Annotated in this window: 8 protein-coding genes and 1 pseudogene; 6 read left to right on the top strand and 3 right to left on the bottom strand. The window is 48.8% G+C overall.

The annotated features are described in order from the left end of the window. Nucleotides 1-137: 137 nt before the first annotated feature. Complete coding sequence (locus tag QUA00_RS34940; protein WP_333145125.1) at nt 138-2,240, bottom strand: iron uptake porin; 2,103 nt, start codon at nt 2,238-2,240, stop codon at nt 138-140. A gap of 1,120 nt (nt 2,241-3,360) precedes the next feature. Between QUA00_RS34940 and QUA00_RS34935 the strand changes: the two genes are divergently transcribed. The 3 genes and pseudogenes from QUA00_RS34935 (at nt 3,361) to QUA00_RS34925 (ending at nt 4,764) form a co-directional block, all read left to right on the top strand. Continuing rightward, on the top strand, nt 3,361-3,585 hold the full coding sequence (locus tag QUA00_RS34935) for a hypothetical protein (RefSeq protein WP_333145123.1): 225 nt from the start codon (nt 3,361-3,363) through the stop codon (nt 3,583-3,585). A 54-nt stretch (nt 3,586-3,639) separates the two neighbouring features. Next, nucleotides 3,640-4,029 (top strand): hypothetical protein, encoded by a 390-nt coding sequence (locus tag QUA00_RS34930; RefSeq protein WP_333413087.1) that lies wholly within the window; start codon nt 3,640-3,642, stop codon nt 4,027-4,029. Nucleotides 4,030-4,057: 28 nt separating this feature from the next. Beyond that, nucleotides 4,058-4,764 (top strand): annotated as a pseudogene (locus tag QUA00_RS34925) (IS1 family transposase). A gap of 67 nt (nt 4,765-4,831) precedes the next feature. Here QUA00_RS34925 and QUA00_RS34920 read toward each other — a convergent pair. Further along, on the bottom strand, nt 4,832-6,916 hold the full coding sequence (locus QUA00_RS34920; protein WP_333413086.1) for a hypothetical protein: 2,085 nt from the start codon (nt 6,914-6,916) through the stop codon (nt 4,832-4,834). 121 nt (nt 6,917-7,037) lie between these two features. On the opposite strand from QUA00_RS34920, the gene QUA00_RS34915 reads away from it, so the two are divergent. Continuing rightward, nucleotides 7,038-7,379, top strand: a complete 342-nt coding sequence (locus tag QUA00_RS34915) for a hypothetical protein (protein WP_333145119.1) — start codon at nt 7,038-7,040, stop codon at nt 7,377-7,379. A gap of 102 nt (nt 7,380-7,481) precedes the next feature. Then, nucleotides 7,482-7,724, top strand: a complete 243-nt coding sequence (locus tag QUA00_RS34910) for a hypothetical protein (RefSeq protein WP_333145118.1) — start codon at nt 7,482-7,484, stop codon at nt 7,722-7,724. A gap of 203 nt (nt 7,725-7,927) precedes the next feature. On the opposite strand, the gene QUA00_RS34905 is transcribed toward QUA00_RS34910, so the two are convergent. Further along, nucleotides 7,928-9,349: a CHAT domain-containing protein gene (locus QUA00_RS34905; protein WP_333145117.1), complete on the bottom strand. Its 1,422-nt coding sequence runs from the start codon at nt 9,347-9,349 to the stop codon at nt 7,928-7,930. A 486-nt stretch (nt 9,350-9,835) separates the two neighbouring features. Here QUA00_RS34905 and QUA00_RS34900 point away from each other — a divergent pair, with 486 nt between their 5' ends. Next, nucleotides 9,836-10,090, top strand: coding sequence for a hypothetical protein (locus QUA00_RS34900; RefSeq protein ID WP_333145116.1), 255 nt, complete (start codon nt 9,836-9,838; stop codon nt 10,088-10,090). Nucleotides 10,091-10,284: the final 194 nt, after the last annotated feature.

Genomic DNA, 10,284 nt, shown 5'->3' with positions numbered 1-10,284 from the left:
CCGAAAAAACTTATATATAACTCTGCTTGAATATATCGATCACTCCTGTTCTTAGTTTGCGATCGATTATTCAGCAAGCCCTAAATAAAAGCGGCAGTCGCCTGCCGCTTTTAGCTGTAACTAGATGTCTGGAAACCTTAGAAACTAAAGGTTGTACGGAGGAGTCCGACCCAGATATCCTCGTTTCTGTTGTTGTGTTCGGGATTCAGAATCACGTAAACGCCCGGTGTCACCGAAATAAAGTCATTGACTTGGAAGCGATAGAAACCCTCTAAGTGATAAGAGGTGTTGCGGTTTCTGGCGACATCACTCTCGGTAACTTTTGGCGGTACACCGAAGACGAAGCCGAGGACGTTGCCTTGTCGGGCAAAATCTCCCAGGGCCACAGTGATAGCACCATTCTGGATGGTAGCGTCATTCTTGCCACCCCGCAGTTGTTCAGCCTTGGTATAACCGTACCAACCGCCAATCTGAAAGCGACTGCTGGGTTTGAAGTTAACTTGCACGCCAAAGTTATCTGATGCAGTGGGTGGTTGAAATCTGGGCTCGGTAGCAGTGGCTGGTCGATCGAATGGCTGGTTAGCCAAGGCACTGCCGACGCCGCCCATGAGGTTAACATCGCCTGCCCGATTGTATTTCCGGGTGTAAGTCAAGCCCAAGTCAAACGGTCTGCTAAAAAAGCCTATCTGACCCAGAGCGCTGAAAGAACCGTTGAAAACGCCCCTGCCGTTTGCGGGGTTGGGAGCGTCGCTGTCGCCAGCGAGATAGCCCGCAGTAGCTCGGAAGCTGCCCAAGTTGAAAGTCACACTTGCGCCTGCTCCCTGCGGGCCGCGGAATACTGCCGGGTTGCGTACTCCAAATCTGGAAAGTGAACCCGAACTCGTAGAGTTACCAAAGGTAGAAGCTTGGTCTGCAATTTCATCTAGGTCAAGTCCTTTAGGACCGACAAAGACTGTAGCGGCACCCATCGGGAACCGATAGTACACTTCGTCTAGTGTGAATTGGCTGCCATCATCGCCGTCAAAGGCCAAGCGAGCCATGTTGGTACCAGTAGCCGTGGCTCTATCGTAGCGGGCGGTGTTGACTGCTTGCAAGCGGGTTCTGAGTAAGTCTCGACCGGTGAAGCTGGTGTTGAAGTTCAACCGCACCCGGTAGCCGAAGTTGGTAGAGGTTTTGTCGTCGTGAAGGCCGACACCATCTCCGAAGGTGTCGCTGACGGCAAAAATGGCTTCTCCAGCCAATTTGGTTGTGGTGGAGAACTGGTTGGCTTCGAGTTCTGCGGTGCGAGCTTCTAGGCCGTCTACTCGTCCGCGCAGGGTAGCGAGTTCGGCTGCAAATTCTTCTTGCAGGCGTTGCAGGATGGCTAAGTCGTCTCGGGTAACCAAGTTACCTGTTGACCCAATTAGTTTGGTTATGTTGTCTAAGCAAGCGTTGACGCCGGCTGCAAATTCGTAGCGAGTCAGGGCGCGGTTGCCGCGGTAGGTGCCGTCGGGATAACCTACGATACAACTGTAGCGTTCGACTAGGGATTGCAGGGCTTGGAATGCCCAATCTGTCGGGCGCACGTCGGAGAGCTGAGAGACTGATGTCACCTGGGACATGGTTCCCGACTGTTGGGCCGGCAGCGCTTGGGGAGCGACAGGGACGATCGGACCGCCCATTCCGGCGGCTGGTGTCTGAGCAATTTCTACCTTAGTAGCTGGGGTAGTAGCTGGGGTAGTAGCTGGGGTGCTGGCTACTGCTGGCACTTCAATTTTCCCCGCAACTTCTGTCTGGCTGCTTTGCACTGCCAAGTCTGATGCTTGGGGAGCCGGTTCGGCTGTGCCTGCTGCTGCTAGGGGTTCAGTCGCTGCTGCCGCGCTGGCCGGAGCGATTGGGGCTGCTAACTCGATGTCGCTCCCTGTTGTTTGCAGTGTTGTTTGCAGTGCTGCTTCGCTGGTTTGTGGTTCGATTAAGGCGAGTTTTTCAGCGTCTGCTTCGTTGACGAGCGGGGTTTGGGCCGCTTCGACGCTGCTGTTTAAAGCCAGCTTTTCTGGGGCAGCAGGGGCTGCTGCAACTGGTTCTGCAACTATTTCTCCAACTATTTCTGCAATTTTTGACTCAGATGACTGAGCTGTAGCTACCTGGTTGGCTTCAGCGGTTGCGGTCACTTCTGCGGCGATCGCAGTGGCACTCATGACTGATGATAGCCCCAGAATTGCCGGGGATACTAGCAGTAAATTCCAAAAAGTTCTGTTCATTTTCCTCACACCTTCACACTCTATTCAACTCGACGAGCAGCAATTCCCAACTGCTAATTTTTGTGGTTGCTTGCCTGTTGACAATAACTGCCAAAATAGAACCTATCCATAACTGTTGATTCACCGTTGATTCACCGTTGATTCACCGTTGATTCACAGTAGGCGTGTCTACTTCTGCTTGAACGTAGCGGGCTGGGCCCTTGTACCGCCCAGGCATCAATTCAGGTCAAGCCCACATTACATTACGGTTGATTATACCATCACCTGCTAATTTCATCTGATACTTTTAATCCAGACAATCTCCGACAACCTGAGAGAATCCGAATATAGCACACTCATCAGACAAGTCCCAGAGCATGGTGGTATCTCACAAAGCTTTAAGGAAAATCCCTAAAGCGCTACTCAAACTGGGTGTTTTCTAACCACAGTTGGGGCAGTGAAAAATTTTAGAGCCACCTAACTTTTACGGCTCTCACCGTATTTTGCACAAATTTTGGAGGTGTATTCTTCACTGGTTTTGACCAACCTCGAACCGCAAGGATTACAGAGATGCTCTCAAGCGAAAGCTTGAGAGAAGTGAGAGAAAGTCCAAGTCATCATTACTGATGGTTTTATGCAGGCTACTTCAGTCTACACCAATTGTTATGAGTATTACCTAAAAGTCTAGGAAAATATCATCCTAGCAATTGCTCTCGATCGCCCGACTTGCTTGAGTTGCTCTGGGGGCGAGCGACAACTGGTTCTAGGGGTTCGACCACAATCTGCCTCTAACTGACAACTGCCCAGAGTTCTCGGTTACGCCAGACTTAACAGACAGTTATAGGTAGGATTGTGGCTGCGTGTCGCATCCCTTATACAGCTTTATATCCTATAATGTCAAGCTTTTTAACCTAACTTTAAACCTCGCGACCCGGCAGGGGCTATTTTCACGCCATGAGTGGGGAACTGAGACCTCAAGGCTGGTAGATTGACCCGATCGAAACCCAAGTTCAGGCTTGACCCATTTTGGTTTTTTGATGCCCGCTGCCGTCGGGACTTGCCAGGGCGATCGCCATTTTTGAGACTGCCCGTCGGCGGGTTTAATTTCCCGCTATTTTAACACAACTTTTTTGTTGTTTGAGTGCGGCTGCAGTTGGTGTTGCTTGACCCGGAAGCGCGCCGTCGAGCTCAGTTGTTTGACAGACCAACTATACCCAATATTCCTAGGGGTTTTAGCGATGTTTTTGTCTACGGGCGATCGCAGAAGTTTAGTGCTAAGCTGCTGGCTAAAATGCAAAAGTTGAAAATCGAGCTGCTTTCAGAACAAAAAACCGAAACGCTGTGGCTAGGCAAGTTAGTAAAATAGTGACGGTTTACGGAAGATTTTGGGGTTATTATTGCTTGCTGCGACCAAGATTATTTGTTTGCAAAGGGTTGCTGTGCTAGCATCCGATATTTCCTGGGAGATGTTCCCATCTGCCTGTTGATTGACGGTACGTTTTCCGTGACTCCCCTAGAAAAAGCTTACGGAGTGCGCGTCATTAATCACGATAGCGTCTCTGAGCCACTTCTGAGAAAAAGAAGCTTTGGTTGGGGAAAAAGTCATATGATTCCCTTTTGGGAAAGTCCTTGGCAAAATTTTCTCGTGATGGATGCAGATAGAATTGTTTGGCGAGATGTTCTCAAATTTGCTAATTCTCAAGACTTCGACTTTATTATTGACCTGCCTTGTAACGATTACTCGGATGCGGATCTCACGGAATTTTTATTTAACATTCCGGGAGTCAAAAAGTATTTTCGGCGTTGCTGAGTTAGAGTATGAATAGGAGGAATAATTTATGCAATGCCCAGAATGTAAATCAACCCATATCCGTAAAAACGGCAAGAAGAAAGGAAAACCGAATCACATTTGTGTCCAATGTTGTCGTCAATTCATTAATCAGTATGAACCCCACCCTTGGTTATAGCGAGAGCATCAAACGTGATTGCCTAAAAATGTACGTCAATGGTATGGGTTTACGGGCGATAGAACGAGTTAAGGGAGTTCATCATACCGGGCGTAATAAATTGGGTAAAACCAGTCGGAAAACTGTTACCAGATGTTTATGACCCTGAAGTAATTCCAGAAGTTGGTGAACTCGATGAATTACAAACTTATGTAAAAAAAAACAAACAAAATCTGGTTGTGGACAGCGGTTGACCACTTTCAACCAGGAATTTTAGGATGGGTATTAGGGGATCGTGTGTGCTAAGACATTTGAACCATTATGGGACAAAGTAAGTGCATAGAAATGCTACTTTTCTGTAACTGATGGATGGTCTGTATATCCCATGTTTATTCCTGATGGGATCACATTATCAGTAAGACTTATATGACACTCCTTAGAAGGGGAAAATACAAGACTAAGACATCCGGATAGCCAGACTACATCGCAAGACTCTTTGTTATTCTAAATGTGAGAAAATGCTCAAGCATTCTATTAAGTTATTAATACATTACTTGAAATTTCACGATATTCCCATTCCTGGAGCATTCATACCTTGATTCAGCAACGCCGGATTTTTTAACCGCAGATGTTAGCGGATGAACGGGGATGCACGCGGATTTGGGCTTACCCTTCGAGGGGTAAAGTTGGCCCGGCTGGCGGTAAAACTTGGCGGTGAACGCTTATTTTGTGGCTTTCCCGCTGAGTTTGCATTTCGACGGCGATCGCCTCAAATTCGACTTCCATGCAGCCGTAGGGAATCTCTAACTCGACACTTGCTCTAACATTTCCAAACCCGTTAGCTTTAAATTCGGTAATCCAGCGCGGCCCGTCGAGAATCAGGTAGGTTTGCCGATCGTACACCCAAACTTTCACATAAATCCGGGGCATTAATTCCGGGAGTTGCACTTGCACTTTTACAGCCTGGCCCGCGATAATTTCGGCGCGTGGCAATTCCAAAATGGGCATCGGTACTAACTCGTCTTCTGGCAAAACGTAGGGAGTTGGGGGAGTTCCTTCTGCGACGACAGTTGCGGTTTTTTGAGCAACTTGTTTCGGCTGCGGGGGCTCGTCAAAAACCACAAATTCTCTGGCTTCCGGGCTAGTAGATTTGGGATCGGAAATTGTTTCGCTGGTTTCGGGTTGCTGCTGGGTTGCGCTGCTTTCTTCCACAACGGCAATTTCGTCGCTGCTATTGGCGGCGGCTGTTGGAGTTGGTGACAGGGTGGTTGCTTTCAGCCAGTCGGGGGATTCGCCGTTGCTGGCTAGGGAACTCAGTCGCGACCAAAATCTATTTTGGACGTTTAAGGTTTGAAATGCCTGTTTTGTGGGTGCTGGCGGGGTTTCTGGGGCTGTTGTTTTTAATTCAGGGCTGTTTTCGGGTTTTTGGTCGATCGCTCCGATTTCGGCTGTTTGAGTGGGATTTGGGATGTCGGAGGGTTTGGTTTGTGGGTCGAGCGAGTCTGGGGCAGTTCGAGGCGAATCGGAGATTTCCGAGAGCAATTGCGATCGGCTGCTGTCGGGCAGTTTGTTACCGAATGCGGGCAATTCTAGACCGCCTACACTTGGGGTTTGACGCGAAGCCAGTAGAGGGGGTAGGGCTTCCTTGCTTGGGACTTCGGCGGGGGAGGGAGGGTCTAATGATTTTTCTACTAGCTTGAGGAAGGATAGATTTTTGGCGCTTCCAGGCTGTTTTGAGGCTGTTGGGGAGGGTTCGGCTTGATGCTTTTCTTCGAGGAAATTGTCTTTAATTTCCTCTAGAAGGTGCTCTAAACGGGCTGTAATTGTGAATAGTTTGGTGGCTAGGGTGACGCCGCCGCTGCTGAGAATTGCTTCTCCTAAAATGAGTCGGCTTTTGCACTCGGTTGGGATGTAGGTGACGCAAGCAAAGATGCAGGGGGGAACTTGTTCTGGCATCGGCTGCTGGATTTCTGCGAGAATTTTTGAGGTTTGGGGGTCACGCAGGTAAATTTGCAGTTGTGCTGAACCGATGAGTTGTTTGAGTTCTAGCGCTTCGGATTCGGGGATGAGAGTTGCTGTTTTTCTGCTTTGTTGGGGGTGTTGGGGAATGTCGATTTTGCCGGAAATGATTAAGGGGCGACCGAGTTGGGTGACGAAGGTTTCTCGATCGAGGAGGAGTTCGAGTTGGACGCCCGGTTTTGGTTCGGGGGTTTGGGGAATTGGGAATTGGTAGATTTTGGTTTGCTGCGGTGCCTCAGCGGCTGCTGGGATTTGTGGGGCGGGGCGATCGACCGATGCTGCGATTTGTGGGGCTGGGGGATCGACCGGTGCTGCAATTTGTGGGGCTACGGTGGAAGCAGCAGGTTCGATTTGGTTGATCGGCGGTAGGGGTTCGGAGGTTTCCGATTCTGCGGGCAATACTTCCAACTGAACGCCGTACTGCCAAGGTTTTAGTGGTGTTGATTTGGGATCTGGCAAGCAGGAGAGTTCCCACAGTCCGGGTTTGAGCCTGGTGTAGGGAATGATCACGACTAATCCTTCGGGGTTGGTGCGGGCCGATCGGCTTTGGACTTTCCGCTGCGCCCCTTGGTCGAAGGAGGTATGGGTAACGCGAATTTCGATGTCGGTGTTGGGGTGCTGAATGCGAGCAACCACGCGGTATTTACCTTCTAGAATTTCCACGTCGGAGGTTTCTAGGGGCAACCAGGCGCGATCGCCCTCTTTCTGTAGCAAAAATTCTAATTTTTTCATTGTTGTTTCCCCTTGAAGGCTCCCGCTCGATCGCAAGTTGGTGGTTTATTGAGCGACAGCTACAGATATTAAATTACTTTATGTTGTATAGCCTATCATCTGTCTCGGTCAAGAGCCCTGCTTGCGCGCTCCCGTAAAGTCTTCCTTGCGATCGTCGGTACAGCCTTGCACCGGACAAGGCAACGTCGTTTCCCTACGGATATTACGTACAATTATCGCGCAGTGCGATCGTCTCCCTGTCAGCGATCAACTTACCAAACATCTGGTAGCATCTCACATCAAAAATCTCATATCGATTGACGGCTGCCCCCCAAAGCGGCTACGCTGTGAAATTAAGGTTGCTTTGCTTGCAGAGGAAGCAGCCCGCGTCGCCCGAAAATCTAGTTGCACTGCCCAAAGCTGTTACCAGCAGCAATGGACAGCTAACCGCCAAACTGAGTACACCAGTATGGAGGCTAGTTGAGAATCGTAGCATTCTCTGTAGCCGCCCTGCTTGCGTTACCGTGCGGGGCGGCTGGGTTTTTGGGTTTTTCTAGAAAAAAACCAAAAACCAGGAGACCATATTATGTCACAGGAATTCTTGCCTGACGATAACTTGTCCGAGCGTCCAAATTCCGACTCAGCAGCATCCGAACAAGAAGTCGTGCAAATCACGGTTTTAGGTTCCCGCAAGGCCGTGTTAGAAACCATCCACACCTTATATCGGCTGGGATTTGCGGCTGTTGGCGATTGGAGTCCGCCACAGCGAGGCGCACAGCCGGGACAAGTGATAAGTGTCCTGATTCGCCGATCGTCGCGCAAAGCCTAGTCGAAATTGGGCGGGCCTCATAGGCGATAAGTCCAGGCGCATCTAAGTCGGGACTTATATCAATTCCGGTTGCATCGGAATTAATATCACCCGAAATCAGGATACGGCGAGTGCCTAAGTCCCTACAATAAATCTGGCGTAGGGAAACGGCACTGCCGTGTCCTCGCTGATCATTCCGGCGCAGCCGCCGGAATTGATATAACTTACCAAGGACTGCCGATAATGCTGAAAGCTGCCCAGTAGTAAGGATGGGATAAATCTTTGCTGTCGAGTTTGGGGATGGAGGGGGGCAAGGGAATGTCGCCTCGCGCACTTCGCAGTTGACCGCCTTCGATCGTCACTTTGCCTTCGATCGCAGCGATTTGTGCTTGCCGCATTGCTTCAGCTTTAATGATTGGAGGGTCGTTTGGCCTGCTGATTTTTAACTGCTGGTAAAACTCTGTCATCAAGGCGAGAGTCCCCGCATCGCTGACGTACCACAGGCTGGCGAGGGCTGATTTTGCTCCCGATTGCAGCGCTAAACCTGCAAATCCTAGTTCTGCTTCTTTGTCTCCCAAGGCGGTTCTACAGGCGCTTAATACTAATAGTTCGAGGGGCGGATTGTTCCATTTTAAATCTCTCATTTGATCGAGACCGAGTTGGGTGTCCCAAAATTGAATGTAGGAATTATTTGGGGTTCCAGGGCGGAATTCGGCGTGGGTGGCGAGGTGGATGATTCCGTATTTTTGTTGCAGTCGCTGGGATTGCAAGTTTACTATGGTGAAGTCTTGGTTGAGAAAGGATTGACCGGGCCACTGTCGGGCGATCGCACCTAGTTCTAACGGAACTGCTGGCAGAGGTTCTTTGTTCGCCGTTTCTGCGAAATCTGATGCTCCCATTGCTAGAACTTGCACGTTTCTGAGGTCGGTGTAATTGCTGTCTGTGAGTTTGAAGGCGGGGATGCGGGAGAGGCTGTATTTTTGGATCAGAAATTGCTTTCCGTCGTGCATTGCTGCTAGGGGTACGGTTCGCAAACCTGCGCCGACGCAGAACAGCAAGGTTTCAATTTTTGCTGTTTGCAAATCTGTTTCTAGGGGTGCAACTATCCATTTGTAGAGTTGTTGGGCTGGTGCTAGATAGCTGGTGGTGTTGAGTTTTACTGGGTTGGTGATTTCGCTGCCGAATTCTTTGACTACTGAGAGCAGTTTCTCTTGTTTGGCTTCGGGGACGCTGCGGAGAATGGGCGGGCGATCGGGCAATATTAAGATTAATTCTAGTTGGTCAGTGCGCGGGATGGCGTAAATTAAAGCTGGTTTTTTCTTTGTTTGAACTGCTAGACGGGAGAGAGTTTTTGATATTGCTTCAGCGGTTTTCGCACGGGCTGCAAAGTCTTGTTCAAAGTATTTTTGATAGTCTTCTTCCCAGTTTTGTTCGATTCTGGTTACGGCTTCGGTGAGGTTGCCCCGATCGAGCAAATTTCTCATTTCTTGCCCGCCCGGCCCGCCCTGGGCTGTGTTTTGGGCAATTGTAGCGAGGTTCGCGGTGCTCCAGCAGAAAAATATTGCTATCAAACAGTAAAAAATAGCTTTTTTAATTTTTTTCTGAGTCGTGTGTTTTTGGCGTTGCTGCTGGGATTGGTAGTGCATGATTTTGGGGCGGTTAAGGGCGCCGTTGGCGGCAGCAGTTGGCAAAAGTTTGGATGTGGCTGGGTATTTTGACCGAAAGCATCCAGGATACCCGCCACGTGATTCATCCGTCCAGAAATAAAAAACCTGTATCCGATGAAACTTGCCCCCCGAATTTATCCGTGGGGTCAATTCTAAAATCTAAAATCTAAAATCTAAAATCTAAAATCTAAAATCTAAAATCGATTGACTGTGCTGGCGATCGCCGCACGATTTTAGCATTCAATACCAACCCCAAATATCTACCCTAGGGTGTGGATATTAGCACCAACAGAGTCCCCGCACCCAGAAATTCGCGATTTATATAAATTTTTGTAAATTATGCAGGGGTTTTGCATAAGCCGGACTTACGCAAAAACCCGGTTTCTTCACGTAGTAAGTCCTGTTTTTTACCTAGCAGCCAAGTACATTTAACTGAGAGGTTGCACCCTTCTCAATAATCCTTTTATGAACAGGCAAGATGCCTGTTCCACAAAAAATTCATCTTTTGTGGAACGGGCATCTTGCCCGTTCTTAAGAATGGTGCAAGATGTGAGTTTAACCGGCATTACCTCTACAGGCATCTTTGAATTTTTTCGACACATCCGCACTTCTCAGGTTGAATCGAGTTTTGTCTTGGTATTAAGTGAGGAATACCCTGCATCGATCGCCGATATATTGAGTTACCTCAGTAGATATATTCTCTGTATTTACTTATTTTAAAATAGTTAGGTTTTTTCGCGCCAACTTACTTAAAGCTCGACTGATTAATTGTTTGGCATCGGATATCTACGCGGTTATTTATTACAATTCGTCGAGACTGCCTTTGGCCTAAGATTTGGGTGCATCTCACTTTGGCAAATGTGTCAAAAAAGAGATAAAATGAAAAAGCTAGTAAAATCGTTAAATAAAGATGA

The sequence above is a fragment of the Microcoleus sp. T2B6 genome (assembly GCF_036700475.1).
GTDB lineage: Bacteria > Cyanobacteriota > Cyanobacteriia > Cyanobacteriales > Microcoleaceae > Microcoleus.
Note: the sequence above shows the minus strand (reverse complement) of the source record. Positions and strands in the feature narration are given on the sequence as shown.